25 protein-coding genes, 2 pseudogenes, 1 riboswitch and 1 other annotated feature are annotated in these 26853 nt (G+C 69.9%); of the genes and pseudogenes, 19 read left to right on the top strand and 8 right to left on the bottom strand.

Going from position 1 to position 26853, the window contains the following annotated elements; genetic code table 11:
- Nucleotides 1-11: 11 nt before the first annotated feature.
- On the top strand, nucleotides 12-608 hold the full coding sequence (locus A9310_RS19025; RefSeq protein ID WP_065631951.1) for a TetR/AcrR family transcriptional regulator: 597 nt from the start codon (nucleotides 12-14) through the stop codon (nucleotides 606-608).
- On the opposite strand, the gene A9310_RS19020 is transcribed toward A9310_RS19025, so the two are convergent.
- Both A9310_RS19020 and A9310_RS19015 read right to left on the bottom strand, forming a co-directional pair.
- Nucleotides 565-3381 carry a sacsin N-terminal ATP-binding-like domain-containing protein gene (locus A9310_RS19020; RefSeq protein WP_065631950.1) on the bottom strand — a complete coding sequence of 939 codons (2817 nt, stop codon included), beginning with the start codon at nucleotides 3379-3381 and terminating at the stop codon, nucleotides 565-567. The two genes, A9310_RS19025 and A9310_RS19020, sit on opposite strands and share 44 nt — an antisense overlap.
- 17 nt (nucleotides 3382-3398) lie before the next feature.
- A complete protein-coding gene (locus tag A9310_RS19015) occupies nucleotides 3399-4205 on the bottom strand; it encodes a DUF3027 domain-containing protein (RefSeq protein WP_065631949.1) in 807 nt (268 codons plus the stop codon).
- A gap of 240 nt (nucleotides 4206-4445) precedes the next feature.
- Here A9310_RS19015 and A9310_RS19010 point away from each other — a divergent pair, with 240 nt between their 5' ends.
- Nucleotides 4446-6299 carry an MFS transporter gene (locus A9310_RS19010; RefSeq protein ID WP_223258984.1) on the top strand — a complete coding sequence of 618 codons (1854 nt, stop codon included), beginning with the start codon at nucleotides 4446-4448 and terminating at the stop codon, nucleotides 6297-6299.
- On the top strand, nucleotides 6296-6808 hold the full coding sequence (locus A9310_RS19005; protein WP_065631947.1) for a DUF2771 family protein: 513 nt from the start codon (nucleotides 6296-6298) through the stop codon (nucleotides 6806-6808). The genes A9310_RS19010 and A9310_RS19005 overlap by 4 nt, the downstream gene beginning before the upstream one ends.
- A 6-nt stretch (nucleotides 6809-6814) precedes the next feature.
- On the opposite strand, the gene A9310_RS19000 is transcribed toward A9310_RS19005, so the two are convergent.
- Nucleotides 6815-7228 (bottom strand): cold-shock protein, encoded by a 414-nt coding sequence (locus A9310_RS19000; RefSeq protein ID WP_004020198.1) that lies wholly within the window; start codon nucleotides 7226-7228, stop codon nucleotides 6815-6817.
- Nucleotides 7229-7458: 230 nt separating this feature from the next.
- Between A9310_RS19000 and A9310_RS18995 the strand changes: the two genes are divergently transcribed.
- The 5 genes from A9310_RS18995 to A9310_RS18975 all read left to right on the top strand — a co-directional run bounded on the left by A9310_RS18995 (nucleotide 7459) and on the right by A9310_RS18975 (nucleotide 10650).
- Nucleotides 7459-7668 carry a hypothetical protein gene (locus tag A9310_RS18995; protein ID WP_058251626.1) on the top strand — a complete coding sequence of 70 codons (210 nt, stop codon included), beginning with the start codon at nucleotides 7459-7461 and terminating at the stop codon, nucleotides 7666-7668.
- Between the two features lie 5 nt (nucleotides 7669-7673).
- Nucleotides 7674-8219 carry a flavin reductase family protein gene (locus tag A9310_RS18990; protein ID WP_058251687.1) on the top strand — a complete coding sequence of 182 codons (546 nt, stop codon included), beginning with the start codon at nucleotides 7674-7676 and terminating at the stop codon, nucleotides 8217-8219.
- A gap of 13 nt (nucleotides 8220-8232) precedes the next feature.
- Nucleotides 8233-9321 carry a GTP 3',8-cyclase MoaA gene (gene moaA, locus A9310_RS18985; RefSeq protein WP_065631946.1) on the top strand — a complete coding sequence of 363 codons (1089 nt, stop codon included), beginning with the start codon at nucleotides 8233-8235 and terminating at the stop codon, nucleotides 9319-9321.
- Nucleotides 9322-9332: 11 nt separating this feature from the next.
- A complete protein-coding gene (locus A9310_RS18980; RefSeq protein WP_065631945.1) occupies nucleotides 9333-9581 on the top strand; it encodes a molybdopterin synthase sulfur carrier subunit in 249 nt (82 codons plus the stop codon).
- A 225-nt stretch (nucleotides 9582-9806) separates the two neighbouring features.
- Nucleotides 9807-10023, top strand: a riboswitch (cyclic di-AMP (ydaO/yuaA leader).
- Nucleotides 10024-10029: 6 nt separating this feature from the next.
- Nucleotides 10030-10650, top strand: a complete 621-nt coding sequence (locus tag A9310_RS18975) for a transglycosylase family protein (RefSeq protein WP_058251629.1) — start codon at nucleotides 10030-10032, stop codon at nucleotides 10648-10650.
- A gap of 151 nt (nucleotides 10651-10801) precedes the next feature.
- On the opposite strand, the gene A9310_RS18970 is transcribed toward A9310_RS18975, so the two are convergent.
- Genes A9310_RS18970 through A9310_RS18955 form a run of 4 tightly spaced genes read right to left on the bottom strand, consistent with a single transcriptional unit; the run spans nucleotide 10802 to nucleotide 12558 of the window.
- Nucleotides 10802-11248, bottom strand: coding sequence for a molybdenum cofactor biosynthesis protein MoaE (locus tag A9310_RS18970; protein ID WP_065631944.1), 447 nt, complete (start codon nucleotides 11246-11248; stop codon nucleotides 10802-10804).
- The gene (locus tag A9310_RS18965; RefSeq protein ID WP_065631943.1) at nucleotides 11245-11736 is read right to left on the bottom strand and encodes a molybdenum cofactor biosynthesis protein B; all 492 of its coding nucleotides are present in this window, start codon (nucleotides 11734-11736) and stop codon (nucleotides 11245-11247) included. Before A9310_RS18965 ends, A9310_RS18970 begins: the two co-directional genes overlap by 4 nt.
- Nucleotides 11729-12280, bottom strand: coding sequence for a cyclic pyranopterin monophosphate synthase MoaC (gene moaC / locus A9310_RS18960; RefSeq protein ID WP_065631942.1), 552 nt, complete (start codon nucleotides 12278-12280; stop codon nucleotides 11729-11731). Before moaC ends, A9310_RS18965 begins: the two co-directional genes overlap by 8 nt.
- A 5-nt stretch (nucleotides 12281-12285) precedes the next feature.
- Complete coding sequence (locus A9310_RS18955; RefSeq protein ID WP_065631941.1) at nucleotides 12286-12558, bottom strand: hypothetical protein; 273 nt, start codon at nucleotides 12556-12558, stop codon at nucleotides 12286-12288.
- 101 nt (nucleotides 12559-12659) lie between these two features.
- On the opposite strand from A9310_RS18955, the gene A9310_RS18950 reads away from it, so the two are divergent.
- Nucleotides 12660-14774: a protein kinase gene (locus A9310_RS18950; protein ID WP_065631940.1), complete on the top strand. Its 2115-nt coding sequence runs from the start codon at nucleotides 12660-12662 to the stop codon at nucleotides 14772-14774.
- A gap of 126 nt (nucleotides 14775-14900) precedes the next feature.
- Nucleotides 14901-17273: a protein kinase gene (locus A9310_RS18945; RefSeq protein ID WP_065631939.1), complete on the top strand. Its 2373-nt coding sequence runs from the start codon at nucleotides 14901-14903 to the stop codon at nucleotides 17271-17273.
- Between the two features lie 52 nt (nucleotides 17274-17325).
- Here the strand turns inward: A9310_RS18945 and A9310_RS18940 are convergent, their stop codons facing one another.
- Complete coding sequence (locus A9310_RS18940; protein ID WP_065631960.1) at nucleotides 17326-18084, bottom strand: IclR family transcriptional regulator; 759 nt, start codon at nucleotides 18082-18084, stop codon at nucleotides 17326-17328.
- 153 nt (nucleotides 18085-18237) lie between these two features.
- Between A9310_RS18940 and A9310_RS18935 the strand changes: the two genes are divergently transcribed.
- From A9310_RS18935 to A9310_RS18895, 9 genes and pseudogenes are all read left to right on the top strand, one after another.
- Nucleotides 18238-19512: an aldolase/citrate lyase family protein gene (locus A9310_RS18935; RefSeq protein ID WP_065631938.1), complete on the top strand. Its 1275-nt coding sequence runs from the start codon at nucleotides 18238-18240 to the stop codon at nucleotides 19510-19512.
- Complete coding sequence (locus A9310_RS18930) at nucleotides 19509-20324, top strand: bifunctional allantoicase/(S)-ureidoglycine aminohydrolase (RefSeq protein WP_065631937.1); 816 nt, start codon at nucleotides 19509-19511, stop codon at nucleotides 20322-20324. The genes A9310_RS18935 and A9310_RS18930 overlap by 4 nt, the downstream gene beginning before the upstream one ends.
- A gap of 37 nt (nucleotides 20325-20361) precedes the next feature.
- Nucleotides 20362-21023, top strand: a pseudogene (locus A9310_RS18925) (response regulator transcription factor).
- A 3-nt stretch (nucleotides 21024-21026) separates the two neighbouring features.
- The gene (locus tag A9310_RS18920; protein ID WP_065631936.1) at nucleotides 21027-22469 is read left to right on the top strand and encodes a HAMP domain-containing sensor histidine kinase; all 1443 of its coding nucleotides are present in this window, start codon (nucleotides 21027-21029) and stop codon (nucleotides 22467-22469) included.
- 115 nt (nucleotides 22470-22584) lie between these two features.
- The gene (locus A9310_RS18915) at nucleotides 22585-23976 is read left to right on the top strand and encodes an MFS transporter (RefSeq protein ID WP_065631935.1); all 1392 of its coding nucleotides are present in this window, start codon (nucleotides 22585-22587) and stop codon (nucleotides 23974-23976) included.
- 9 nt (nucleotides 23977-23985) lie between these two features.
- On the top strand, nucleotides 23986-24924 hold the full coding sequence (locus A9310_RS18910; RefSeq protein WP_065631934.1) for a TAXI family TRAP transporter solute-binding subunit: 939 nt from the start codon (nucleotides 23986-23988) through the stop codon (nucleotides 24922-24924).
- Between the two features lie 73 nt (nucleotides 24925-24997).
- The gene (locus tag A9310_RS18905) at nucleotides 24998-25648 is read left to right on the top strand and encodes an LGFP repeat-containing protein (protein WP_065631959.1); all 651 of its coding nucleotides are present in this window, start codon (nucleotides 24998-25000) and stop codon (nucleotides 25646-25648) included.
- Between the two features lie 15 nt (nucleotides 25649-25663).
- A pseudogene (locus A9310_RS18900) lies at nucleotides 25664-26364 on the top strand (alpha/beta hydrolase); the annotation flags it as partial.
- 55 nt (nucleotides 26365-26419) lie between these two features.
- Nucleotides 26420-26737 carry a transposase gene (locus A9310_RS18895; protein ID WP_035753870.1) on the top strand — a complete coding sequence of 106 codons (318 nt, stop codon included), beginning with the start codon at nucleotides 26420-26422 and terminating at the stop codon, nucleotides 26735-26737.
- Nucleotides 26698-26826: a sequence feature (AL1L pseudoknot), on the top strand. (Overlaps the previous gene by 40 nt.)
- Nucleotides 26827-26853: the final 27 nt, after the last annotated feature.

Here is a 26853-nt window from a genome sequence, read left to right as displayed (position 1 = left end):
AGGGAGCACGCATGGCCACCCAGGGTTTCGCCACCCGCCGACGTGCCGCGCTGTTCGACGCCCTTCTCGAGTTGATCCTGCGCGAGGGGTTCGCGCACCTGTCGATCGGTTCCATCGCGGCCGAACTCCGTTGCTCGAAGTCGACGTTGTACACCCTCGCCGCCAGCAAGGAACAACTGGTCACCGCCACCGTGACGCACTTCTTCCGCAGCGCGACCGAACAAGTCGAGTCACGTGTCGCGGCGTCATCGAGTCCGCGCGAACGGGTCATCGTCTATCTGGTGGCGGTGGGTGAGGCGCTGGCACCGGCCTCGGAGGCGTTCATGCGCGATCTCGACGCGTTCGAACCGGCACGCGCGCTGTACGAGCGCAACACCGCGGCGGCATCGTCCCGGGTTCAAGCGCTCATCGCCGACGGGGTGTCGGCCGGCGAGTTCCGCAACGTCGACGCCGCGTTCGCCGCCGACCTCGCCTCATCGATGATGAGCCGGATCCAGCGTCGCGAGGTGTGGGTCGCGACCGGACTCGACGACGCGGCCGCCTACCGCCAGCTCGCGTCGATCCTCACCGCGGGGATCGACGCCGGCCCGGACGCTCGAGGTGGGTGACACCCGCGTCGTCGACCCACCAGTCGACCCGCACTTCCCGTGCGACATCGGGGCCGTCTCCGCCGTCGTTGCTGCGCAACGCGATCCACAGTTCGTCGTGTAGCCGGACATCGCCGTGCGGGATCTCGATCCCCCGCGACGCCCCTAAGCGCACCACCGCCGGGTGCGCCCAGCCGACTGCCTCCCCCGGCGCGGACACCGTCGCCGAATACTCCTCGCTCGCGAGCGGCAGGTCGAGCAGCGTGCCCAGCAGGTCGGCGTCGGCCGAGACCACGGTGGGTCCGGCGAGTACCGCCTCGTCGTCGGCCAGCGTCTGCAGGAACCACGGCCGGTCGACGACCACCGCGCGGTCGGCGGTTGTGCCGGCGAGGGTGCGCACCCGCTCGGGCACCTCGACGTCGTGCGCATCGACGATGCCGCTCCGGCACGCCGCGACGACGGCGGCATGCACGGACACCGTTGCGCCCGCACTGATCACACGCTCCCCATCGCCCAGCCGGGTCAGCAGCAGCGTCGCGTCGTCGGCGGAGTCGGGTTCCAGCCGGGCGAGTGTGCCGGCGAGCTCGTCGGCATACGGGTGGTCGAGGGGATCGATGATGTTCTCGAGAACGTCATCCGATGGCGACCGGTACTCCCCCAGCAGCAGACCGTCGATCTCCGCATGGCGTCGTAACCACCACGCGGTGTAGCCCGTCCGGTCGGCGAGCAGCGGCCGGATGCGTTCGTCGGTGGCCATCATGGTCAACGCCTCCGGCCAGCGCCCGTCCTCGATCAAGTCGAGATCCCGCACCGCACTGAGCTTCTCGGGCGCATCCGGGAGGGTGGCCCACCAGTCCTCCTCGTCGGGCAGGTCATGCTCGGGCGCGACGGGCAGGTCGTCGTCGACGGTCACGAAACCCCAGCCGACGCCGATCCGCCGCAGTTCCTCGACGCCGCACTCGGCGACCACCTCGGCGTCGACCACACCGAACGGGTGATCGTCGACCAAGACCTCGAGCAGCGGGCTGCCCGGCAGCAGGAGTTCGTCGGCCGGCCGCAACTCGCCGTCGGCGTCGGGGAGCGCGAGCGCCGAGAGCCACGACGGCACCGGTGCTTCCGGATCGGCCCGCAACACCGCACACACCTCGACGGCGAGCCGGTCATCGTCGGGGCCGGCCGAATCGAAGTCGACATCGTCGACGAGGCTGCGCAGCGCCGGGTCCGAGACTGCCTGCGCGACCGTCAGATCCGCGACGCCGAGTCGGGTCAGCAGTTCGTGGCGCGCCTCGGGATGCACGGTGGGGATCCACCGCATGGCGGTCGAGATCCGGTCACTGACAAAGAGTCCGCGCACCCCGATCGCCGTCCGTCCGTCCGATCTCGGGATCGGCAGGGCGCCGAGTTCCTCCACCTCGCGGCCGGTCGACACCAGGGGCGACAGGGCGTCGTACAGGTCGTGCCACCACGACGGTTCACGGTCGACGCCGACGAGACGTTCGGCGAGCTCCGCGAGCCCGAGCTCCGACACACCCAGCCGGCCCAGCGTCGGGAGATGTTGTGTCAGCGACAGATCCGGGTGGATCAGGTCACCGAACAGGTCGCCGAGGATCTCCGCGAGCCGATCGGTCAGACCCACGAGCATCACCCCGCGCGGTGGCACCAGGTCGGCACCGGCCGCCGCCGGAAGCCACGCGACATCCCGCAGTTCGCGACGAACCGCCTCGATCAGGCGCGCGTCGTCGGGATTACGCGCGAGATGCAGTTCGGGTACCAGCTCGACCCTGCGCACCGGTTCGACGAGCCGCACGAGATCGACGTAACCCGCTGCTGCATCGCCGATCTCGGCACGTGGATGGAGGTGCCGTCGATCCGGCGTGAGTGCCAGGTCGGTGATGCACCGGCACGGCAGGCTGAGTTCGATGTCGGTGGGCGTCGGGGCGCGCAGGACCTCGCCGGCCGCCGCGGGCTCACCGTCGGCGTCGACGAGCCAGCGGGTGCCGCCCCGGGCGACCTCGAGCCATCGGCGCGTCGACGGCAGGTCGGTCGCGTCCGGCGCACCGACGACGGACACCGTCGTCACGACCGCGCGCGCGTCATCGTCGTCGACGTCCGGCCCCGCCGACCGTTCGGCCGACACCTCGACATCACCGACGCTGATCCGTTGCAGCGCAGTCAGTTCGACGACCAGGTCCGGCGCCTGGCCGAGCATGGCGTCGAGGAGCGGGCCGGGTTCCTCGCGGAGGTGCAGGACCACCTCGGTGTCGAAGCCATCGGTCGGCGTCTGATCCGTCGGCCACACCAGCCGCAGCACCGGCACATCGGCGGGCCCGTCGGCGGAGATCCCGGCAGCGCGCGCGGCGTCCATCGCGTCCGCTCGGTCGAAGACCACCGACCCACTGCGCGAACGGATCTCGATGCGATCGGCGACCGTCGCGGTGGCGGTGAAGCCGACCCCGAACCGCCCGATCTGCCGGGCGCCCGAGTCGTCCGCGGTCTTCGCCGACACCCGCAACGCGGCGAGTGAACGCACCCCCGCATCGGTCAGCGGGGCGCCGGTGTTGGCGACATGCAACTCGGTGCCGTCCACCCAGACCGCCAGCCGGCCCTCGACACCGGCCGCCGCGGCCGCGTCGGCGGCGTTCGCGGCCAGTTCGGTCAGCAGTCGATCCCGGTAGCCGACGGTCACCAGATCCGCTTCGGCGGCCGCGTCCTCGGCCAACCGGGTCGGCGACGCCGCCCACGCATCCAGGGTCGACGACCGCAATGTCGCGGTGCCGAACGGATCGTCGGTCACGGTCGGTTCGCGCCGGATCAGGTCCGGGCCGGTTCCGCGTCCCGGGAGATCTCGACGACCTCGATCGCGCCGTCGTCGTAGGCGTCGTACGCGGGCGATCCGTTCCCCTTGGGGCCCTGCACGTCCGAGTGCGCACCGCATCCGTATTCGGCCGACACCACGCGCCCGTCGACGGCCAGTTCGTTGGTGCAGGCGCCGAAGCCGGCGCGCAGCGCACCCGCGAGCGGAACGTAGAAACCACAGGTGCAGCACGAGTACGGCGCGGCCTGCGCCATCTCCGAGCCGGGACCGAAGTCGCCGTCGTACCAGCGCTGCGCAGCCTCGGCGCGTCCCTCCGGGCTCAGGAGTCTCTTGCGGCCGAGGCCCAGCTCGCCCGCGACCTGACCGATGTCGTCGGGTTCCACGGACTCGGACTCGAATCGGAACTCGTCGCCGGTGTCGATCTGGTTCGGGACGAGACGCGGGTCGTCAGGTTCGGCGGCGAGCAGATCGCCCGGTGCGAGATCGCCCGACGCGACCCGCTCCGACCACGGCACCCACGGCGGCGCGAGCAGCGAGCCGTCACCGGGAAGCAGCACGACCTCGCTGAGCGTGATCTCGTCGCTGCCCGGGGAACCCGCCAGCACGACGCACCACTGCCAGCCCCGGTAGCCCGTGAGCTCGGCATCGAAGTAGTGCGCGGCGGCCCAGTCGCCCTCGGCGACACTGCGCCGGTGCGCTCCGGGCCGCTGACCTTCATCGAGCAGCGCGGAACGCGCGATGTCGACGGCTGCCAGCAGCCGTTCGGTGTCACCGTGCCGTTCGCCGTCACCAACCTGAGTCACCGCTCCAGTGTGCAATACCGCCGACGTGTGCCACACAACCGACCCGCTTCAAGCGACCACGGTCGGAGATGAGGAACAATCGTCTGCGTGATCCCACGGAGTTCCCGACACGACGAGGGGCGCGGGGCCCCCAGGGGTCCCGCCGACCAGCACCCTCGGCAACCGCCACCCGACGGTCGCGCACGACGCGCCGCGCAGCACCCCGGTTCGACGAACTATCCGGCCGACGAGACGCGGCAGATGCGGACCCGGCGACCGGCGCCGGGATGGGGAGAGCCGCCGTCCGGGCCGGGTCCCGGCCGCAACGCCTACCTCCCCCCGCCGACCCACAATCCGCATCTCCCGCCGCTCGACGACCGCGCCCGTCCGCCGGCCGACGAGGCGACCCGGGCGATGCCGACCGACCACGGGCCCCAGAACGGTGGAAGCCGTACACCCAAGAAGCTGACGGTGATGCGGGTCGCGGCGATGCGGAGTCGCGAGCTGACCGGCAGGGGGATCGGCAAGATCCACCGGGCGGCCACCGCCGACGGCGCCGACCAGTCGGGCCTGACCGCGCTGACGCTGCCGGTGATCGCCAACTTCGCCGCCGACGCCGCGATGGCCGTCGCGCTCGCGAACACGCTGTTCTTCGCCGCCGCGACCGGTGAGTCGAAGACCAATGTGGCCTTGTACCTGGCACTGACGATCGCGCCGTTCGCCCTCATCGCTCCACTCATCGGCCCGCTCCTCGACCGATTGCAGCGCGGCCGGCGGATCGCCATGGCCACGACCTTCGGACTGCGCGTCGTCCTGGCCCTGCTGATCATGGCCAACGTCCAGTGGAACGACGTGACCCAGCAGCTGGAATACGACCCATGGGTGCTCTATCCCTGTGCCCTCGGTCTGCTGGTGCTGTCCAAGTCGTTCGGCGTCCTCAAGTCGGCCGTCACGCCGCGTGTGGTGCCGCCGACCATCGACCTCCCCCGGGTCAATTCACGGCTGACCACCTTCGGCCTCATCGGCGGCACGATCGTGGGCGGCGCGGTCGCCGCGGCCATCGAGTTCCTCCTCGGCCAGCTGCTCCCACTCCATCTACCGGGCGCGATGGTGTGGCTGGCCGTCGTCGCCGCCGCGGGCGCCTACCTGTGCATGCGCATCCCGGCGTGGGTCGAGTCCACCGAGGGCGAGATCCCGACGACCCTCACCTACCACGGCGAGCCCGCGCGATCGGCCCCCGGCGACTCCGAGCAGCCGACGAGCGCTCGCGACGGCGCGAAGATGATCGCGGCGAAGATGCGCCAGCCACTCGGACGCAAGGTCGTCGCCGGGTTGTGGGGCAACGGCACGATCCGCATCCTGACCGGCTTCCTGACGCTGTTCGTGGCGTTCTACGCCAAGGCCCAGCAGGGCGACGCCTCGGACTGGACCCAGCTGCTCCTCCTCGGCGCGGTCGGCGCCGCCGCCGGCGTCGGCAACATGATCGGCAACGGCGTCGGCACCCGCCTCGAGCTGAAGAACCCGCCGAACATCGTCGTCGGCGCGACCGCCGCCTGCTTCGTCGTCGCGGTCCTGGCCGCCATCTTCGGCAACATCGCCGCGGCCGCCGTGGCAGCCCTGGTCGCCTCCGGCACCAGCGCGATCGGGAAGGTGTGCCTCGACTCGTCCATCCAGGACGACCTGCCCGACGAGTCCCGCGCCTCGGCGTTCGGCCGGTCGGAGACGGTGCTGCAGCTGTCGTGGGTCTTCGGCGCCTCGCTCGGGGTGCTGCTGCCGCCGACCCTGTGGATCGGGTTCACGGTCGTCTCGGTACTGCTCGGCCTCGGGCTGCTGCAGACGGTGATGACCACCCGCGGCAAGTCACTGGTCCCCGGTCTGGGCGGTCGACGCCCCGACCACGCCGCGCCCACCGTCGCCTTCCGCGCGGCAGAAGCCCGATCGGCCACCCGGACCGGTCCGGCGGACGCCGACACCCGACCGCACGCCGCGCGGCCCTCGACCGCCCGCATGCCCACCCGGACCCCGTCGACCGCCCCGTTCGAGACCCGGGGTGAGCGCCCGTACAGCCCCGGCGATCACCCGCCGCCCAACCAGACAGGACAACGTCGTCAGTGATCAGCAGTGGTGAGAAGAAGGCTCTGTCGATCATCGCGATCGTCGTCGTGCTGTTCGTCGCGGTGGTGGGGACGTCGGTGTTCCTGCTGACCCGCAACGCGGCGCACGACGATCAGCCCTACCTGCACGTCGCGGTCGGCGATGAGTTGCACACCGTCGATCCGCGCTGGTGGTGCGACCTGATGCTGACCGCGTGCGATCCCGAGATCACCGCGCCGAACGAGACCGCAACCGTACCGGTGCCGGTGGGTTCGACGATCATGCTGACGGTCTCGAGCGAGATCGCGCAGGGTCCGTGGAACCTCGCGGCGGTTTATCAGACTCCGCGCGGGATCGTCGAGGACGAGCAGCAGCAGGGCGCGGACGACACCTTCACCCTGACGCTCCGGTCGGAACCGGACCGGGTGCTGGTCGGGTTCACCGTGATCTCCGCGTCGGCGCGGCTCACCCCCGCCGACGACGTCCTGCCACGCGGCGAGCTCGCGGTTCAGACCGCGCCCGCCGCGTAGTCGGCCCTAGGAGTCGAGCTCCCGCGCGACGGCACGCACGACTTCGGAGATCCGCTGTGCGGTCTTACGGTCGGGGTAACGCCCCTTACGCAGGTCCGGCTGGACCTTGCCCTCGAGCAGGGTGATGAGGTCGGCGACCATCCCGTGCAGTTCGTCGGGGGTGTGCCGCTTCACGTCCTTGCGGGCGGCTTCGCGCACGTTCTTGGAGACGCTGGGTGCGGGTTCGAGCACTTTCACGCTCAACGCCTGCGGGCCGCGACGACCGGCGGCCATGCCGAACTCGACGCGCTGGCCCGGCTTGAGCGCCTCGACTCCGTCGGGCAACGCTGCCGAACGGACGTAGACGTCTTCACCGCTCTCCTGGGAGAGGAAGCCGAAGCCCTTGTCCGCGTCGTACCACTTCACCTTGCCGGTCGGCACTGTGCTCACCCTCATCTGTTCTAGATCTGTCGAAAAACGACCCGTCACGACAAAAGACGCCGTCACCCATCTCGCGGCCCGGACGGCGGAAGACCGTGCGAGCCCAGACGGATGCAAGGCGCCTGCTTCGGACCATCCTAGCCAACGCCCCACCGCGCGGTCACACCATTACCCGGCGGGCACGGATCGCGCGGCGTCGCACCGGCGCGCGTTGCACTACCGTGGCGGGTATGCAGAAGACATCCTCCCCGCGGTTGCTGCAGGCTGCCGGGGTCGTGTTCATGATCGGAATTCTGGCGATCGTGGCGTTGTTCCTGACACCGTTGGTGACCGGCGGCGACACCGCGCCGACCGCCGTCTATCTGCTGACCATGTGCGCACCGCTGGGATTCGTCCTGGGCCTGGTGTACGCACTCCGTGCCGGACGCCGAGCCAGGTGAGGACCGTGACCACAACCATCGACACCACCCCCGATCTCTCCCCCGTCTCCGACGGGCGGGCGCTGCGCGACGCGTACAGCTGTTTCCCGTCGGGCGTCGTGGCGGTGTGTTGCGAACAGCGTGACGGGGATTCGACCACATTGATCGGAATGGCCGCGAGCTCGTTCACCACCGTCTCGCTCGACCCGCCACTCGTCTCGGTCTGCGTCCAGAACACCTCGACGACCTGGCCGCGGATCCGCACAGCTCCGGCCATCGGGGTCAGCGTGTTCGCCGGCGACCAGATCGAACTCTGCAAGCAACTCGCCGGGTCGTCGGAGCACCGGTTCGACGGCATCACGCCGCTGAGCACCGATCGCGGGGCGGTCTTCGTGCCCGACGCGGCCGCCCACCTGTCGTGCACGATCCACAACGAGATCCAGGCCGGCGACCACACCGTCGTGTTGCTGGAGATCGAGACCTTGCGCGCCGATCCCGACATCGAGCCCCTGGTCTTCCACGCCAGCACCTTCCGCGCCCTGGAGGCGCGCACGGACCCGACCCGGAAGTGAGTCGCCCAGCACCATGAGCACGGTCGGCCTCGGACTGCCGCTGCCCCGCTCCCCGCGGGAAGCAGCGACCTCCGATGTGCCCACCGACGGGCCGCTGTTCGACACCTTCGGTCGGGTCGCCAAGGATCTCCGGGTCTCGGTCACCGACCGCTGCAATCTTCGGTGCTCGTACTGCATGCCGGCCGAGGGCCTCGACTGGATGCCCACCGACCAGGTGCTGTCCACCGACGAACTGATCCGGGTGCTGACGGTGGCGGTGCGCGACCTGGGGATCGAGCGCATCCGGTTCACCGGCGGCGAACCTCTGTTGCGCCGCGACCTCGAGGACGTCATCGCCGCCGTCTCAGGCCTCCCGCAGTCACCCGAGATCGCGATGACGACGAACGGACTCGGCCTGCCCCGGCGGGTCGGCGGTCTGGTCGACGCCGGCCTCGACCGCATCAACGTCTCGCTGGACACCATCGACCCGGTCCGCTTCGCCGAGATCACGCGCCGGGACCGTCTGACGGATGTGCTCGACGGCCTGGCGGCGGCGCGCCGCGCCGGGCTCGACCCGGTCAAGGTCAACGCCGTGGTGCCCGACCGTGGCGATTTACCCGGAGTCCCCGACCTGCTCGCCTACTGTCTCAAGCACGGCTACGAGTTGCGCATCATCGAGCAGATGCCACTCGACGCCGACCATGCGTGGCAGCGAGCGCAGATGGTGACCGCACAGGAGATCCTCGCGACCCTGCGGAAGCGATTCACCCTGCTGCCCGACCCCACGCCGCGTGGGAGCGCTCCGGCCGCCACGTGGCTCGTCGACGGCCACCGCGGCACGCACGGCCCGGCACGCGTCGGGGTGATCGCGTCGGTCACCCGGCCGTTCTGCGGGGACTGCGACCGCACCCGGCTCACCGCGGACGGATCACTGCGCAACTGCCTGTTCGCGACGTCGGAAACCGACGTGCGGCACGCGCTGCGCACCCTCCCCGACGACGAGATCGACGCCGCCCTCGCGCGCCTGTGGCGCGCGAACATGTGGGCCAAGGCGGCCGGCCACGAGGTGAACGCGGCGGGCTTCACCCAACCGGATCGGCCGATGTCGGCGATCGGCGGCTAGGCTCGCGTCCGATGCAGCTCACAGTTCGTTTCTTCGCGGCCGCGCGCGCCGCGGCCGGTGCCGAGGAGAAGGTGATCGACGTCGACCCGTCGACCCCCCTCGGTGCCCTCGAGGGCATCCTCGCCGCCGGAAACCCCTCCCTCGCCACGGTTCTCGAACGCTGCTCGTATCTGCGCGACGAGATCGCGTTCTCCGATCGGACGCGTGCGCTCGGCACGTGCGCGACACTCGACGTCCTCCCCCCGTTTGCCGGTGGCTGACGCCACACCCGACTTGTGACCTTAGTCACATCACGGCCCGGTAACAGGATGGGCACGGGACGGCCACTAACCCGTTGAACTGGGATGACGGCCGAAGTGGGTCGGAAGACCCGGATCCGGGCCGAAAATCGCTTGCGTCCAAGCAGGTGATTCAGTCCAACGAACGACGTACTGTTCGAAGCGTCCTCCTCGGAGGTCACAACACAGCAACCAAGACATAACGTCCCACCGGCCGCGCCGAGCCTCGTTCCGCCGGTGGGAACGACAAGCAATCTAGGAACGAGGACGGGGGACCCAACCTCATCCCCTGAGACCGGGCACCACACCAGGTGTCCTCGGGGTTAACTCCCGGAAGTCGCGGCGACCACCACGACGACCCGAGACCGAGCACCTCTCGCTCGAACCCGACAGCTGACTTCGTAGGCGCGTGGAGAGAGGAAACACATACATGTCCGGACGTCATCGCAAGCAGACGACCAGCACGGCCGCCAAGACCATCACCAAGGTCGCCCTCACCGGCGCGGTCCTCGGCGGCGGAGCAGCCCTCCTGGGCACCGGTACCGCCAATGCGGCCACCGACGCCGAGTGGAACCAGGTCGCGCAGTGCGAATCCGGTGGCAACTGGGCCATCGCGACCGGCAACGGCTACCACGGCGGCCTGCAGTTCTCCCCGAGCACCTGGACCGGCCACGGCGGCGGCGAGTTCGCCCCGACCGCCGATCAGGCCTCGCGCGAGGAGCAGATCGTCGTCGCCGAGCGTGTACTCGGTTCGCAGGGCAAGGGCGCCTGGCCCACCTGTGGCACCGGCCTGTCGGGCTCGACCCCGCGCAGCGCGCCGACCGACACCCCGCGTGAGATCGCCCCGGTGCTCCCCGGCGGCAACGGCAGCGTCGATCTGGCGAAGACCACCGAGGACGTCGCCAACCAGGTCACCGACGCCCTCACCGAGGCCGGCGTCAGCCCCGAGATCAAGAACCTCTGGCAGGCGGCCAAGGACAGCGGCGTCACGCTGAACCAGGACCAGATCAAGCTGTTCAACGACAACAAGCACCTGCTGCCCAACCCCTGATCGCCGCTCGACGCCTGATCTGGGACCCAGACGAAGGGCCCCGCACGATGAACCATCCGTGCGGGGCCCTTTTCCATTGGTTTCGACAAGCTCAACCAGCGGGGGGTCAGCTCAACCAGCGGGGGTCAGCTCAACCAGCGGGGGGGCGGGGTCAGGCCGAGTTGACCCATTCGTCGGTGCCGTCGTCGAAGAACTGGTGTTTCCAGACCGGCAGGCGGGCCTTGACCTCGTCGACGAGGCGCGAGCAGGTATCGAACGCCGCCCGACGATGGTCGGCCGCCACCGCGACCACGAACGCGATGTCGCCGATGACGAGGTCGCCGACCCGGTGGGACACCGCGACCGCGCGCACCCCGTCGACCGCGGAGACCTCCGCGACGACCTCGGCCAGGACCTTCGTCGCCGTGGGATGCCCCGAGTAATGCAGCGCGGTCACGGTGCGGCCGCCGTCGTGGTCGCGGACCGCGCCCACGAACCCGACCACCGCACCGGCTTTGCCGTCGGCGGCGTCGATGACCATCGCCTCGTGGTCGGCCAGCGTGATCGGCTCGTCGACGACCGCGGTGTGCACCACGTGCGAGCCGGCCTCTCGGGTCATCGGTGGTCGCCTCCGCGGATCTGATCGAGCGCGTGGTGGACGACCCCGGCGAGGACGCCGAGCCCGTCGCGGACCCCGCCGGTCGAACCGGGCAGGTTCACGACGAGGGTCGTCCCGGCGATTCCGGCGAGTCCACGTGAGAGGACCGCGGTGGGCACCGTCGGCAGCCCGGCCGAGCGGATGGCGTCGGTCAGACCCGGGATCTCGACGTCGAGGAGCGGGCGGGTCTGTTCCGGAGTCCGGTCCGTGGGCGTCAAACCCGTTCCGCCCGTGGTGATGACTAGGTCGACCTCGGCGTAGATCGCGGCGCGGAGGGCCTCGCCGACCGGCGGGCCGTCGGCGACGACGTCGCACTCGTCGACGGTAAAACCCTGCTCGACCAGCCAGGCCTCGATGATCGGTCCGGACCGGTCTTCGTAGACACCGCTGCTGGCGCGGTTCGACGCGACGACGACGCGCGCGACGCGGGGAGGATTCCGGTCAGTCATGAGCCGGGTCAGACGGTTCGCGGTACCAGTCGCCGGATTTGCCGCCGGTCTTGGCGAGCAGGCGGATTCCGTCCATCTTCGCCCGTCGGTCGACGGCCTTGACCATGTCGTGGAGTGTCAGACCGGCGACTGCGACCGCGGTCAACGCCTCCATCTCCACCCCCGTCTGGCCGGAGGTGGCCACGGTCGCGGTGACCTCGATCGTGTCGGCGCCGATCGCGAAGTCGACCTCCACCGAGGACAACGCCAGCTGATGGCACAGCGGGATCAACTCGTCGGTGCGTTTGGCCGCCAGGATCCCGGCGATGCGCGCCGTGGCCAGCACATCTCCTTTGGGCAGCCGCGACTCGCTCAGGAGACCGATCACCTCGGCGGTGGTGTGGAACGTGCCGGCGGCGACGGCGCGACGCTTCGTCGTCGGCTTGGCGCCGACGTCGACCATGCGGGCCGTTCCGGACTCGTCCAGATGACTCAGCCGAGAGCTGCCGGCCGGCCCGGTGTCCCGGGCGTCCGACCCACCTTCGTCAGTCCCGGTGGGCGGCATCGACGTCAGCGGTTGACGATGGTCTTCGACTGCACGAACGGCAGGTCGTCGACCGGAAGCGGGAACTCGGTGTCGCCGAACGGCGACAGCGCACCCGAGATGTGGGTCGCGAGTTCGGAGACCGCGTGCTCGGCGGCATCGCCGTTCTCGTCCTGCGGCCAGCCGTTGTCGACGTAGTGCTTCTTGCCCTTGGCAGATTCGACGATCTTGCCGGTGCCGGCCCCCGCTTCGCCGGAGGAGGGTGTTTCAGCGCCAGATTTGTTTGCCACGTCGTGCATTGTGCCATGCCGTTCGAATGAACAAGAGCCGTGTCCGGGGCGGAAGTCCCGTGCCGGGGCTAAGGTCGTCGCAACACAGGTCACGCCCCCAGGAGGCGCCCATGGTCGCCCAACCGGTCCAGGTCGCCGGCTACCGGGTGATCACGCGGCTGGGGAGCGGCGGAATGGGCACCGTCTACCTGGTCGAGAATCCGCAGCTCCGTCGGCGCGAGGCCCTCAAGGTGATCTCGATCGCCGAGACCGTCGACGAGGAGTTCGCCCGCCGGTTCAGTCGCGAGGCACAGACCGCGGCGGCCCTCGACCATCCGTCGATCGTCACTATCTACCACTACGGCGTCGCCGACGGCGACCCCTGGTTCACGATGGCCTACCTCGACGGCCGTGACCTCCGACGCGCCTCGCTCCGCCCGGACGAGGTGGCGGCCGTCGTCTCCCGGGTCGCCGACGCCCTCGACTACGCACACGAGCACGGCGTGATCCACCGCGACATCAAACCGGGCAACATCATGGTCACGCGCCGCGCGATGGACGAGGCCCTCGACCGCGTCGTCGTGCTCGACTTCGGGATCGCGAAGCTCACCACCGCGACCACCTTGACGGCTCCGTCGTCGTTCGTGGGCACCCTCGTCTACGCCGCGCCGGAGATCCTCGACGGCAAACCCGCGGGCCCCGCATCGGATCAGTACGCGCTGGCCTGTACCGCCTACGAATTGCTCTCCGGCGCAACCCCGTTCGACGCCGACACGCAGACCCGTCACATCGTCGCAAAGCTCACGACACGCCCGGCGCCGATCAGCACCCACCGCCCCGAGCTCGCCGCCCTCGATCCCGTCTTCGACCGCGCGCTCGCGCGCGGCCCCCTCGACCGGTACCCCACCTGCGGTGCGTTCGCCGCGGATCTGCGCGCGGCGCTGGGGCGCACCCACTCCGACAACCGGCCACCCGCGCCCGTGGCTGCGACCCAGGTCATCACCCCGCCTCCACCGGCGAAACCGACCCCACCGTGGGTCGCCCCATCCCCCGCGCCCCCGACGCCCTCCCACCGGCGACGGTGGCCGCTCGCCCTCGCCGCGGTCGCCGTGGTCGCGGTGCTGGCCGTCGTCGTCGCGATCGGGGTCCTCACCCTCGGCGGCGGCGATGGCGGGGACGCGTCCGACGCCCCGTCGTCGCCGATCGCGGCGGCCGATGCCGGCGCCCAGCTCAGCGCCGGACTCGGGGCCACGTGTTCGATCCGGGACGGAACCGCCTATTGCTGGGGCGACAACGCGGCCGGCCAACTCGGCGACGGCACGACCGACACCCGCCAGACGCCCACGCCGATCGCCGATCTCAGCGGCGTCACCGCGATCAGCACCGGTGGACCCAACAGCTGTGCGATCGCCGAGGGACTCGCGTACTGCTGGGGGAACAACGACTACGGGCAGATCGGCGACGGCACGACCGACGCGCGGCTGACGCCGACCCGGGTCGCCGGTCTCGCCGATGTCACCGCCATCTCGACCGCCAACTGGGCCACGTGCGCGATCTCGGCGGGCTCGGCGTACTGCTGGGGCACCAACGACTTCGACCAGCTCGGCGACGGTTCGACCGCGAATCAGTACCGGCCGGTCCGGGTCGCCGGGCTCGACGACGTGACCGCCATCAGCGTCGGCGTGAACTTCACGTGTGCCGTCGCGACCGGTGACGCCTACTGCTGGGGGCTCAACGACAACGGACAGGTCGGCGACGGCACGACCACCAACCGGGCCCGCCCGACCCGGGTCGCCGACCTGGACGGCGCGACGTCGGTCTCCGCGGGCGCCGCGACCGCCTGCGCGATCGCCGGGGCGAGTGCATATTGCTGGGGCGACAACGCGTTCGGCCAACTCGGCGACGGCACCACCTACGGCCGACGCACGGCGACGCCGGTGTCCGGCCTGGACGGAGTCGAGGCCATCAGCACCGGCACGTCGAACACCACCTGCGCACTCGCGGCCGGGGTCGCGTACTGCTGGGGCGCCAATGCCTGGGGCTCGGTCGGCGACGGCACCCTGACCGACCGGCCGGCGCCCACCCGGGTGAACGGATTGTCCGATATCGGCGCGGTGTCCACCGGCGAACGAACCACGTGCGCGCTCGCGTCGTCATACCTGTGGTGCTGGGGTTTCAACGCCACCGGACAGCTCGGCGTCGGGGGCACCGACGACCGTCTGACCCCCACTCAGGTCACGTTCTAGCGTCGGCTCCGTCATCCGGTTGAAGGGTGCCCCGGACCTTTCCCGGTTCGGTATCGTCCCTGCATACGTCTGCGAGAGCAGCCATTTGGCAGCCGCTCTCCCGCCAAGCCAGAAAGAGGTGACGCCGTGCCGTTGAGTCCCGGCACCCACATCGCCGGTTATCGCGTGGTCTCCCAGCTCGGCGCGGGCGGTATGGGCGAGGTGTACCTCGTCGAGAACCTGCAACTCGAGCGGCGGGAGGCCCTGAAGGTCATCTCCACGGCGGTCAGTGCCCAGCCCGGGTTCAACCAGCGCTTCACCAACGAGGCCCGCACCACCGCGAAGCTCGACCACCGCAGCATCATCACCATCCACCAGTACGGCATCGAGGACGGCTCGCCCTGGTTCTCGATGAGTTACGTCGAGGGCAAGGACCTCACCGAGGAACGTCTGACGCCGGCGGAGGTGTCGACGGTCGTCGGACAGGTGGCCGACGCCCTCGACTACGCGCACCGCCACCACGTGGTGCACCGGGACATCAAGCCCGCCAACATCCTGGTCACGCGCGATCCGGCGACGAACGCCGTCGAACGCGCTCTCGTGCTCGACTTCGGCATCGCCAAGCTCGCCGGCTCGGCCAACCTGACCGGCACCCATTCGTTCATCGGGACGGTCGCCTTCTCGGCCCCGGAGACGCTCGAGGGCGCCGACGCCACGGCCCGGTCGGACCAGTACTCGCTGGCCTGCACGGCCTACGCGATGCTCGCGGGGCAGCCGCCCTTCGTCGGACAGTCCGAACCGTCGGTGATGCTGGGCCACATCCAACGCCCGGTCCCCCACATCGGCCAGCTGCGCGGCGACCTCGCGCACCTCGACCCGGTGTTCCAGCGCGCCCTGTCGAAGAATCCCGCATCCCGCTACCCCGACTGCCGCAGTTTCGCGGCCGCCTTGAAATCGGCGCTCGAATCCCCTGCCGCACAGGGCAACACGATGATCGCGGGTTCGGTTCCGCCGCCCACCCTCGTCGGCGGCGGCACCGGCGGCCCGTCCACGGGTCACCCCTCGGGGCCCCAGCAGCAGTTCGGCCCACCCCATGGCCAATACACCCCGCCGCCGCAGCCGACGATGACCGGACCGTCGGGCCCGCAGCCGCTGATGAACAAGCCGTCGGGGCCCCAGCCGATGTACTCCTCGGCCCCTCACCTCTCGGGCCCGCACGCGCAGCCCGGGCATGCCCAGGTCGGCTACCCGGGTATGCCGCCGGTCCCGCCGAAAAAGAAAAAGCGGACCGGCCTCATCGTCGCCGGCGTCCTCGGCGCCGTGTTGCTGCTGGTGGTCGCCGCCGTCGTGGGACTGGCCGTCCTGGGCAGCACCGTCGCCGACCCGGAGAAGGCGACCGTCGCGCAGCCGGTGGTGAGCACGAACTTCGGCAGCAGCTGCGCCGTGGTCAACGGCAGCGTGCACTGCTGGGGCGACAACGACTCCGGTCAGCTCGGCGACGGTTCCACGACGCCGCACACCCGACCGGTGGCGGTGACCGGGGTCGCCAACGCGACCGCGGTCACCACCGGCGGCTACCTCACCGGCGAGAACGCCTACGTCTCGACGGCCTGCGCCATCGCCGCCGGCGACGCATTCTGTTGGGGCAACAACCATTACGGCGAGGTAGGCAACGGTTCCAGCGGTTCGACGGTGGACTCCGCGACCAAGGTCGGCGCCATCTCCGACGTCAAGGCGATCTCCACCGGCTGGGGCACCACCTGCGCGGTCGCCGGCACCGACGCCTACTGCTGGGGGAACAACGAATACGGCCAGCTCGGCACCGGCGGCGGCACCGACCCGGTCTCGGCGCCGACGAAGGTCCCCGGACTGGGCGTCGTCACCGACATCACCACCGCCTACGGCACCACCTGCGCGGTGTCGGACGGCTCGGCGTTCTGCTGGGGCGCCAACGACAACGGGCAGATCGGTGACGGCAGCACGACGGCGCGCTCGGCGCCGGTGAAGGTCGGCGCGCTGACCGACGTCACCGACATCACCGTCGGCGGCTACCACGAGGCATCCGACGACGACGATCCGAACACCAACACCAGCACGTACTTCCAGACGACCTGTGCGGTCGCCGGTGGCGACGCGTGGTGCTGGGGTTCCAACGCCTACGGCCAGATCGGCGACGGCACCACCGAGACCCGCCAGGCCCCCGTTCAGGTCGGCAATCTGAGCGGCGTCTCGGCCATCTCCACCGACTGGGGCACCACCTGCGCGGTCTCCGACAACCGGGCCTTCTGCTGGGGAGACGACGACCGCAGCCAGCTCGGCTCGTCCGGCGGGTCGGTGAAGATCCCCCGCGAGGTCTCGACGCTGACCGACGTCACCTCGATCTCGACCGGCAACGGGACGTCGTGCGCGATGGCGGCCAAGTCGGTGTACTGCTGGGGATTCAACAACGACGGTCAGGTCGGCGATGGTTCCAGCGGCGACGGCGCCAACCGCACGACGCCCACGAAACTGACCATCTAGCTCTTTTGCCGCCGCCTGAGCCGCACCCCTGCCGCCTGAGCTTGTCGAAGGCCTACTCGCGCGACCCGATCAGCGCCTCGGACACGGTCTCCGCGGCCGTGCGGAGCGCCCCGACCGCGCGGGCCCGGAGCCCGTCGTCGAATCGGGCGACCGGCCCGGAGATCCCGACCGCCATGGGCGTGGGCGCACCGGGGACGGCGACCGCCATCCCGCAGACGCCGACCTCGTGTTCCTGTTCATCGGTGGCGACCCCGCTCGCCCGTACCTGCTCGACGGCCGCGAACACACCCGACAGCGACGTGACGCTCCACTGGGTGGCGGGGGTGAGCCCCGCCTGCGTGACGTGTTTGAGGATGCGCGCATCGTCGAGTTCGGCGAGCACGGCCTTGCCGACCGCGGTGTTGTGCATCGTGACCCGACGGCCGACCTCGTTGTTGGTGCGCATGCTGTGCGGGGACGGAACCTGCGCCACGTAGATGACCATGTCGCCGTCGAGGACGGCGAGACTGGCGGTCTCGCTGAGTTCGCCGACCAGGGAGGCGAGGACGGGTGCGGCGACCGCGCCGAGCTGCCGGTTGGCCACCTCGCCGAGTCGGATGAGCCGGGGGCCCAGGGCATACGACCGGTTCGGGAGCTGCCGGACATACCCGATTCCCACGAGTGTCCGCAGCAGCCGGTGGATGGTCGGCGGCGGCAGCGGGGATTCCGCCGACAGATGGCTCAGTGAGCACTCGCCGCCGGCGCGCCCGATGAGCTCGAGCAGTTCGAATGCGCGCTCGACGGATTGCACACCGCCGGAGTTCCCCGCCATCGCCACCTCCACAGTCCGGCATCACGCTACGTTCCATGATATGAAACCACAATCAGGGTCCGTCTGCGCACACGGGTGGTCGCATCCGACAGTTCTGGAGTAAACTCCGCTCTGCGGAATTTGATTTCCATTGATCCGACACGAAGGGGCGCCATGAGCGTGCAACCCGGTCGCCTCGGCGCGACCTTCCTCGCTGAGATCGAGGCCGCCCTCGCACCGTCGGACGCGGTGCTATCCGATCGGTATCCGGGCGACGACGGGAGCCGGCAGCCGGTCCACACGGTCTACGTTCCCGCCGACCGGTACACCGCCGAGCTCGCCCGGGAGTGGGGCCATTCCGCCCTGGAGGCAGCCGCCGACCACGGCGGCCTCGCCGCGATCGCCCGCTCGACCGTCGCCCGGACCTACTCGGCGGCCACCGCGCTCGCGGATCTCGTCGAGAACAAGCTGCGCACCGAGCCCATCGAGGATCTGCGCATCGACTTCGAGGACGGTTACGGTGTCCGCGCCGATGACGAGGAGGACGCGCACGTCAGCGCCGCCGTCGCCGCGATCCGGGCGGCCGGCGACGCCTCACCGCCGTTCCTCGGCATCCGCTTCAAGTGTTTCGAGGCCGACGTCCGCGCCCGCGGCCTGCGCACCCTCGATCTGTTCGTCGCCGGCCTCGCGGACACCGGGGACCTCCCGGCGGGTTTGACGCTCACGCTGCCCAAGGTCACCTCGACCGATCAGGTCGTCGCGATGGTCGCCGTCGCCCGCGAACTCGAGCGGGTTCACGGACTTCCGCAGGGTCGCATCGGTTTCGAGATCCAGGTGGAGACCCCGCAGTCGGTGATGAGCGCCGACGGCACCGCGGCCGTGGCGGCGATGATCCAGGCCGGCGAGGGCCGGGTGACCGCACTGCACTACGGAACCTACGACTATTCGGCGTCCCTCGGCATCGCCGCGGCGTATCAGTCGATGGAACATCCCGTCGCCGACCACGCGAAGGCCGTGATGCAACTCGCCGCGGCCGGCACCGGTGTGCGGTTGTCGGACGGATCGACGAACATCCTCCCCGTCGGAGACGCCGAGGCCGTCGAAGCCGGCTGGGCGTTGCACGCGCGACTGGTCCGGCGCCACCTCGAGCGCGGCTTCTACCAGGGGTGGGACCTCCACCCCGCGCAGCTCGTCACCCGCTTCCTGGCCACATACGCCTTCTATCGCGACGGATTCGATTCCGCCGCAGTGCGTCTGCGCAACTACGCGCACAAGCTCGAGTCGTCGGTGCTCGACGAACCGGCGACGGCCCGCGCACTCGCCGGCTTCATCCGACGCGGCGAGGTGTGCGGCGCACTGACCGTCGACGAGGTCGAGACCGCGACCGATCTGCCCATCGAGAAGGTGCGCGACTTCGCACTCCCCCACTCACAGAGGACAACCCGATGAACGCGACGCCGTACTACACCCCCGCCGGTGGACTCCCGCCGCAGACCGACCTGCTGAGCGACCGCGCGGTCGTCACCGAGGCGTACACGGTGATCCCGCGCGGCGTGCTCCGCGACATCGTCACCTCGGTCTTCCCGGAGTGGACCGACACCCGCGCCTGGGTGCTCAACCGCCCGGTACCCGGTGGCGCGCAGACCTTCGCCCAGACCATCGTCGAGGTCGCCCCGGGCGGCGGATCGGCTGCGCCCGAACCGCAGTCGGAGGTCGAGGGTTTCGTCTTCGTCACCGCCGGATCGCTGACTGTGAGCATCGCGGGCGAGGAACACGTCCTGACCGACGGCGGCTTCGGCTACCTGCCCGCGGGCACACCGTGGTCGGCACACAACCGCGGCGACGTCCCCGTCTCCTTCCACTGGATTCGTAAGCGTTACGAGCCCATCGCGGGTCACGAGCCGGCCCCGAAGTTCGGCAACGAGCGCGACATCGAGCCCTCCCCGATGCCCGACACCGACGGCGCCTGGCGCACAACACGAATGCTCGATCCGCTGGATCTCGCCTACGACATGCACGTCAACATCGTGACCTTCGAGCCCGGCGCGTCGATCCCCTTCGCCGAGACCCACGTGATGGAACACGGCCTCTACGTCCTGGAGGGCAAAGCCGTCTACCGGCTCAACGAGGACTGGGTGGAGGTCCAGGAGGGCGACTACATGTCCCTGCGCGCCTTCTGCCCGCAGGCCTGCTACGCCGGCGGGCCGTCGAACTTCCGGTACCTCCTATACAAGGACGTGAATCGGCAGATCGTGCTCTGAGAGGTCGCCTCCGGTTCCTGTCGTACCGTGAGAGACGATGCGTATCGCGGTGGTGGAAGACGACGACGGGGTCGGTGACGCACTCGTCGACGCCCTGAACGAGGTCGGGCACGAGCCCCGTCGCATGCGCCGCGGCGCCGATCTCCTCCTGGGTCACCGGGACTTCGACCTCGCGCTTCTCGACCTGGGGCTGCCCGACGAGGACGGGCTGACCGTGCTGCGCAGGCTGCGGGCGGTGAGTGAGATGCCGGTCGTGGTGCTCACCGCGCGGCAGGACGAGCGGTCGGTGGTGCGTGCGCTGCGCGGGGGCGCCGACGACTACGTGGTGAAACCGGCGCGCCTCGGCGAGCTGATGGCCCGCCTGGAGGTGGCCGCCCGTCGGCGCACCGCCGACGCACCTCCACCCGCGGCGCGACAGATCGCCACCGGCGACATCGTCGTCGATCTCGACGCGCGACTGGTGACCGTGGCCGGCACCGACGTCGCCCTCACTCCCAAGGAGTTCGAACTCCTCGCGCACCTCGTCACCCGCCGGGGGAGGCGGTGAGCCGCGAACAGTTGATGGACGCGATCTGGGGCGACGCCTACGTCGCCATCTCGCGCAGCCTCGACGTCCACATGACCGCGCTCCGGGCCAAGCTCGGCAGGCCGGGCGTGATCGAGACGATCCGCGGGTACGGCTACCGCTGGGGTTCCTGAACGATGTGGCGCCGCGTACTGCTCGTGCTCGTCGTCTATTCGGCGATCGTGGTCCTGGGCCTGGCGGTACCTCTCGCGACGACGGCGAGTCGTGAACGGCTGCAACGGTTCACCGAGAGCCGGACCGCGTCCGCGGTCTATTTCACCGACCTCGCGGATCGAGACCCGGAGATGCGGGGTACGGAACTCCAGCGGGCCGCCGAGCGCTACCGCGACCTCTACGACGAAGGTGTCCTGGTGGTCGATCGAGCCGGCACGACGCGCGCCTCGGCCGGCCTCTCGGCCCGGTCACCCGAGGTCGCCGAGGCCGTCTCCGAGGCACTGCGCAATCAACGCACCCGGATCGCGTCGGGGTTGACACCCTGGTCGCCCGACTCGGTACTCGTGGCCATGCCGATCGGCACGGGCACCCAGGTCGACGGCGCGGTCGTCATCGAGGCATCGACGACGGCGGCGAAACGCGATGTCGTCGGAACGTGGGCAGTGATCGCCGCCGGGGCCCTCGCGATGCTCGTGATCGGGTCGATGATCGCGGTTGCGTTGTCGCGGTGGACGGTTCGCCCACTCACGGCGTTGTCGGCACGGGTGCGCTCGCTGCGCGCCTCGATCATCGACAGCGGCCCGTCAGCGCACGACACGCCCCCGGGTGGGCCGCCCGGTCAACGGCACACCGGCCCACCGGAGGTCCGCGAGCTGGCCCGGATCTTCGACGCGATGGCGGACGACGTCGAGAACGCCACCACCGCCCAGCGCCGCCTGGTCGCCGACACCGCGCACGCACTTCGTAATCCCTTGGCAGCGGTCCGCTTTCGCCTCGACACCCTCGGCCTCGGATTGGCCGGCCGCTCGCTGGAATCGCATCAGAAGACCATCGTGGAGATCGACCGGCTCGACCGCATCGTCGACGACCTCCTCGTCCTCGCCACCGCCGAGTCGCGGCCCGCCGGTTCCACCACAGGGGTCTGCGACGTCGCCGCCGTGCTGGTCGAGCGCCACGATTTCTGGGCGGACGCGCTCGCCGACGCGGGGATGTCGGCGTCGATCACTTCGCCGCCCCGGCCCGGGTCGGTGATCGCCGCGCTCGACGAGGACGACCTCATCCGGGCGATGGACGTCCTGATGAGCAACGCGGTCAACCACGCCGGGGAAGGTGCCCACGTAGAGCTGGGCTGTCGATCCGAGGGAGCGCGTATCCGGGTCTGGGTCGCCGACACCGGACAGGGCGTGACGGCCGACGACTTGCCACACATCACGGAGCGGTTCTTCCGCGCGTCGTCCGGCAGCGGGCCGGGCTCCGGACTCGGATTGGCCATCGCCGCGGCCCTTGTCGAAGGAGCCGGCGGCGAACTGGAGGTGACCGCCGGACGCCCCGCGGGACTGCGGGTGGACCTCTGGATCCCGGCCTCCGACGTCCCGTTCCACGAGGCCGTGGACGACCTGTCCTAAGGGAGTGTTAGGAAACCGCGATCGGCTTCCGTTCCGCCTGTGACTGCGTTCACAGTGTTAGGGGCACCGACGCCGGACCGGGTCGGGTGCACGTTCGACGACCTGGAGGACCCTGATGACCGACTCGCCCACCCGGCAACCCGCGAACGCCCGGAGCGCACCGCCGACGTCGTCGGCCGCGGCGACGCGTCGTGCCGTGCTCAACACCCTGCGCGGGTCGTCCGGCAACCTCGTCGAGTGGTACGACGTCTACGTCTACACCGTCTTCGCGACCTACTTCGAGAGCCAGTTCTTCGACTCGGCCGACAAGAACTCAACCGTCTACGTGTATGCCATCTTCGCCGTCACCTTCCTGATGCGGCCGGTCGGCTCCTGGTTCTTCGGTCGGTACGCGGACCGTCGGGGCCGCCGGGCGGCGCTGACGTTCAGCGTGTCGCTGATGGCGGCGTGCTCCCTCGTCATCGCGCTGACACCGGGTCGCGAGTCGATCGGCGTGTGGGCGGCGGTCGTCCTGGTGCTCTGTCGACTGGTACAGGGGTTTGCGACCGGCGGTGAGTACGGCGCGTCGGCCACCTACATGTCCGAGGCGGCCACCCGGGAGCGTCGCGGCTTCTTCTCGTCGTTCCAGTACGTCACGCTCATCGGCGGACACGTACTGGCGCAGCTCACCCTGCTGGTGATGCAGGGCTTCCTCGACAAGGACCAGATCTCCGACTTCGGTTGGCGTATCGCGTTTCTCATCGGCGGCGTGGCCGCGGTGGTCGTCTTCTGGCTGCGCCGCAGCATGGACGAGTCGCTCACCCCGGAGCAGTTGGAGGCCGTCCGCAGCGGGGCTGACTCCGAGTCCGGCTCGATCCGCGAACTCGTCCTGAACTACTGGCGCCCACTGCTGATCTGTTTCCTGGTCACCATCGGCGGCACCATCGCCTTCTACACCTACAGCGTCAACGCACCGGCCATCGTCAAGACCGCCTACGAGGACCACGGTCGCACCGGGACCTGGATCAACCTCATCGGTTTGATCTTCCTGATGGTGTTGCAGCCGATCGGCGGGATGATCAGCGACAAGGTCGGACGCAAACCCGTCCTCATCTTCTTCGGCGTCGGCGGTGTCCTGTACACCTACGTCCTGATCACCTACCTGCCCCAGACCACCTCGGTGGCAACGTCGTTGACCCTGCTCGCCATCGGCTACATCATCCTCACCGGCTATACCTCCATCAACGCGATCGTGAAGGCGGAGCTCTTCCCCTCCCACGTCCGCGCGCTGGGAGTGGGTCTGGGCTACGCGCTCGCGAACTCGGCTTTCGGCGGCACCGCGCCGCTGATCTACCAGGCCGCGAAGAACGGCGGTCATGTCCCGTGGTTCATCGCCTACGTCACCGTCGTGATCGCAGTCTCGCTGATGGTCTACATCTTCGTCCTGCGCAACAAGGCGGAGACCCCGCTCGATCGCGAGCAGGGGCGGGCCTTCCTCGACGCAGAGGCCGTTGCCCGGCGGGCCTAAGGTGTCACCATGTCGTTCGCGCGCGGGCCGGTGGACCGGCGGACCATGCTCCGCGGGGCCACCGGCCTGGGCGCGCTGCTTCTCCTGACCGCGTGCGGAACCGAACGCGGCGCACCGGTACGCCTCGCGGCGGGAGAGCCCGGCGGGTTCTTCTGGGAGTTCGCCGGTCTTCTCGCCGCGGCGGCGGACCGGTCCGGCGCGCCGGAGATCCGCCCGCGGCAATCCGGCGGCTCTGCTGAGAACCTCGACGCCCTGGCGGACGGTTCCGCGGAACTCGCCATCAGTCTCAGCGACACGGCCATCGAGCGCGCGGGCCCACAGCTGACGGCGCTCGGATGCGTGTACGAGAACTACTTTCAGGTGGCGGTCCGCACCGGGTCCGGGATCGCGACGGTCGCCGACCTGCGCGGGCGGTCGGTGAGTGTCGGAGCACCGGGGTCCGGCGCCGCCGGGCTCTCCGAGCGGGTACTCGCCGCAGCCGGCCTCGACGCCGGCCGCGACATCCGCCCGGTCCGGCAGACGATGGCCGACGCCGGCGCCGCCCTCGCCGCCGGAGAGGTCGACGCCGTCATGTGGGCGGGCGGTCTGCCGACCCCGGCGTTCACCGACCCGCGCGTGCCGATCGTCCTGCTCGACCTCGGTGACGTGGTCGCGGGCTTACGACAGCGGTTCGGACCCGCGTACGAGCCCGTACGCATCCCCGCCGACATCTACGGCCGGCACCCAGCAGTCACCACCGTCGGGATCGCGAATCTCCTGCTCGCCCGACGGGATGTACCGGACGTCACCGCCGCGGCCATCGTCGACGTGCTGCTCGACCAGGCCGCACACCTCGTGCCCGCCCAGGCGATCGGCAGCCAGTTCCTCGACGCGCAGTCGTTGATCCTCACCGGACCCATCCCCCTGCATCCGGGTGCCGCGGGCGAGTACCGCCGTCGGCACGGGTGAATCGCAGCCGCTCGGCGACGGGCCGCGGTCCGTGATACATCTAGGCCGACGAGTCGAGGGTCGAGAGGATCACATGAAACTGGTGGCATCCCGCCGCTCCGAGTTGGTCGCCGGACTGTTCGCGATCACACTGATCGCCGCCGGTTGCGGCACGTCAGACGCCGACGAGTCGCCCTCCGGAGCCTCGACGACCGGGGGTTCGACGACGACCTCAGCGGCCGGCGACACGACGGGCCCCGTTCCTGTCGTGGAGAATGCGAAGCCCACCGAGACCACGGTCATGGGCGAGGACGATGTCGAGGTGACTCTCACCGGCCCGATCGCAACGAAGTACGCGTCGGCGACCGAGGCACAGCGGGCCGCCCTGGGCAAGCCGTTGACCGGGGATCACAACGCGGGGACACGAGAGAGTGGCGTTGTCTACCAACAGTTCCGCGGTGGCGTGATCATCGCGAGGAACAGCGACCCCGCAACGCCTGGGTACATCGTCACCTCCGGCAAGATCCGGGACGCCTGGAACACCGAGCGCGCTCCGGACGGCACCCCGTTGCTCCTCGGCACCAACGGCTCGGCCGGGCCGCTCGGTGTGCCCACGAGCGACGTGACGGTCGACGGTGACCTCGAGGTGGTCACCTTCGAGCACGGCGAGATCTCCGAGAACACCGAGACCGGCGAGGTGACCGTGACGGTCAACGGCAAGATCGTGCCCTCCGGTCTCCGATAACCGATGAGACGTCGGATCGTCACGGTGGCCGTGGGCGTGATCGCGCTCGTGGCCGGTGGTTGCTCGACGCCGCCGGACCAGCAGTCGTCAACGCCGTCACCGTCTTCCGGTACGCCGTCGGATGCGCACGGACCCGCGACGGCTCCCCCGGTCCCCGCGGGGACCGAATCCTTCGACGTCGTCCGCGTCGAGTATCTCGATTCCGACGATGCCGACCCCGCCGAGAACTGGGCCGATCTGTACCTGCCTGCGGGCGCCCGCGACGACGACTCGCTGCCGCTGGTGACGATCATCCATGGTGGCGGTTGGGAAAGCCGGTCCGGTGCAGAGCAATTCGACGAGATGGCCAGAGACCTCGCCGACCGGGGGTTGGCCGTCTACAACGTGGAGTACCGACGTCTGGGCACCGGCGGAGGGTGGCCCACGACCTTCCACGACGTGGCCCGAGCACTCGACCATGTGCCCGCGATGGCCGAGACCTACCCGCAGTTGCGAATCGACGACGAGCTGGTGGTCGGTCACAGCGCCGGTGCGCAATTGGCCGTGTGGGGCGGCACGCGCCATCGCCTCACCGATGACGAAGTGGTTCGCGTCCGGCCTTCGTTCCATCCCGGGCGGTGTCCATCTCCGGCCCGCTCGACATGCGCTACGCCGTCGGCCACGGCAACAACCGGGTGATCACCCATGTCCTGGGTGGCACACCACGACAGGTCCCCCAGTGAAACGCCCCGGGTTTGTCGGAGGCTCTCGAATCTGTGAAGGATGGAGAGCATGGCAGCACCACGGAAATACAGCGTTGAGCTGAAGGAGCGGGCGACGCGGATGGCGGTGGAGGCCCGCAAGGACCCAGCCACGCGACCAGGGGCGCTCAAACGGATCGGCGATCAACTCGGTGTGCACCCGGAGGCGCTTCGCACCTGGGTCAAGCAGGCCGAGATCGATGGCGGGGACCGCCCGGGGACCACGACCAGCGAGGCTGAGCGGATCGCGCAGCTGGAACGGGAGAACCGGGAGTTGCGGCGGGCGAACACCATCTTGAAGCAGGCATCAGCTTTCTTTGCGGCGGAGATCGACCGCCCACAGCGTTGATCGTGGAGTTCGTCGCCGCTTTCCGCGACGAACACGGAGTCGATCCGATCTGCGCGGCCCTGCGCGACACGGCCGCCCAGATCGCTCCGTCCACAGTCCGAGCCCATCTGAGCTCT

The organism is Gordonia sp. UCD-TK1 (genome assembly GCF_001691435.1).
Lineage (GTDB): Bacteria > Actinomycetota > Actinomycetes > Mycobacteriales > Mycobacteriaceae > Gordonia > Gordonia hongkongensis.
The sequence above is the reverse complement of the archived record's forward strand: the minus strand, read 5'-3'. Positions and strand labels throughout refer to the sequence as shown.

Coding starts and splice junctions, on each gene's coding strand:
- moaA (WP_065631946.1), top strand. CDS start 8,233: ATGAGCACGGTCGGCCTCGGACTGCCGCTGCCCCGCTCCCCGCGGGAA.
- A9310_RS18970 (WP_065631944.1), bottom strand. CDS start 11,248: ATGACCCGAGAGGCCGGCTCGCACGTGGTGCACACCGCGGTCGTCGAC.
- A9310_RS18955 (WP_065631941.1), bottom strand. CDS start 12,558: ATGCACGACGTGGCAAACAAATCTGGCGCTGAAACACCCTCCTCCGGC.
- moaC (WP_065631942.1), bottom strand. CDS start 12,280: ATGCCGCCCACCGGGACTGACGAAGGTGGGTCGGACGCCCGGGACACC.
- A9310_RS18930 (WP_065631937.1), top strand. CDS start 19,509: ATGAACGCGACGCCGTACTACACCCCCGCCGGTGGACTCCCGCCGCAG.
- A9310_RS18995 (WP_058251626.1), top strand. CDS start 7,459: ATGCAGAAGACATCCTCCCCGCGGTTGCTGCAGGCTGCCGGGGTCGTG.
- A9310_RS18935 (WP_065631938.1), top strand. CDS start 18,238: ATGAGCGTGCAACCCGGTCGCCTCGGCGCGACCTTCCTCGCTGAGATC.
- A9310_RS19025 (WP_065631951.1), top strand. CDS start 12: ATGGCCACCCAGGGTTTCGCCACCCGCCGACGTGCCGCGCTGTTCGAC.
- A9310_RS18980 (WP_065631945.1), top strand. CDS start 9,333: ATGCAGCTCACAGTTCGTTTCTTCGCGGCCGCGCGCGCCGCGGCCGGT.
- A9310_RS18950 (WP_065631940.1), top strand. CDS start 12,660: ATGGTCGCCCAACCGGTCCAGGTCGCCGGCTACCGGGTGATCACGCGG.
- A9310_RS18910 (WP_065631934.1), top strand. CDS start 23,986: ATGTCGTTCGCGCGCGGGCCGGTGGACCGGCGGACCATGCTCCGCGGG.
- A9310_RS18975 (WP_058251629.1), top strand. CDS start 10,030: ATGTCCGGACGTCATCGCAAGCAGACGACCAGCACGGCCGCCAAGACC.
- A9310_RS18895 (WP_035753870.1), top strand. CDS start 26,420: ATGGCAGCACCACGGAAATACAGCGTTGAGCTGAAGGAGCGGGCGACG.
- A9310_RS18915 (WP_065631935.1), top strand. CDS start 22,585: ATGACCGACTCGCCCACCCGGCAACCCGCGAACGCCCGGAGCGCACCG.
- A9310_RS18905 (WP_065631959.1), top strand. CDS start 24,998: ATGAAACTGGTGGCATCCCGCCGCTCCGAGTTGGTCGCCGGACTGTTC.
- A9310_RS19010 (WP_223258984.1), top strand. CDS start 4,446: ATGCGGACCCGGCGACCGGCGCCGGGATGGGGAGAGCCGCCGTCCGGG.
- A9310_RS18940 (WP_065631960.1), bottom strand. CDS start 18,084: ATGGCGGGGAACTCCGGCGGTGTGCAATCCGTCGAGCGCGCATTCGAA.
- A9310_RS18920 (WP_065631936.1), top strand. CDS start 21,027: ATGTGGCGCCGCGTACTGCTCGTGCTCGTCGTCTATTCGGCGATCGTG.
- A9310_RS18965 (WP_065631943.1), bottom strand. CDS start 11,736: ATGACTGACCGGAATCCTCCCCGCGTCGCGCGCGTCGTCGTCGCGTCG.